We start from the raw sequence: 544 nt of genomic DNA, 5'->3' as shown, positions 1-544 counted from the left end.
ATTCTGACTTCTTTAAATCAATGACTTCTCATAATAATCATTTGCTCTGGCACGATGTTTACAAAAAGGAAAGCAATAATTATAAACTATATATTAAAATCCAAATTTCGAACAGTAATACCTTAGTTATTTCTTTTAAAGGAGATGAAAGCTTATGAAAGATAAAAAATGGATCGATTGTCCTGTCTGTGGTGAAACTAATTCTATGGTTTTCAAAACTGATGTCTCTGAAAATTTTAATATTAAAGATTATGGGAACCTTAAAATCAATAATTTAGAAGGTTACTATTGCAAAAATTGCAAAGACGGAATTCTTACTAGAAAATCTCAAAATCACATAAATGCTTCTATTGCTGAATTTAAAGCAAAAAAAGATGCAGAAGTTACTGTAGCTGCTGATCTTATTAGTGTTGATGAAATGGCAAAGAAGTTAAAATTATCCCGCCAATCTGTTCATAAAATGATGAACATTGGAAAGATCAGGTATGTCTTCGTTGGAGATATACGATTGCCTTTAAAAAACCAAAAAGTCTCTCATAAATAA

General features: G+C 29.2%; 2 protein-coding genes. Both read left to right on the top strand.

Annotated features, from left to right (window positions below; all coding sequences use genetic code 11):
* Nucleotides 1-158: type II toxin-antitoxin system MqsR family toxin (locus tag ND811_RS19540; protein WP_265353641.1), on the top strand; the 158-nt coding region annotated here is incomplete at its 5' end.
* Nucleotides 155-544 carry a type II toxin-antitoxin system MqsA family antitoxin gene (locus ND811_RS19535; RefSeq protein WP_100720483.1) on the top strand — a complete coding sequence of 130 codons (390 nt, stop codon included), beginning with the start codon at nt 155-157 and terminating at the stop codon, nt 542-544. The genes ND811_RS19540 and ND811_RS19535, both read left to right, overlap by 4 nt.

The organism is Leptospira soteropolitanensis (assembly GCF_026151655.1).
GTDB lineage: Bacteria > Spirochaetota > Leptospiria > Leptospirales > Leptospiraceae > Leptospira_A > Leptospira_A soteropolitanensis.
This window is presented reverse-complemented; position numbering and strand designations above follow the sequence as displayed.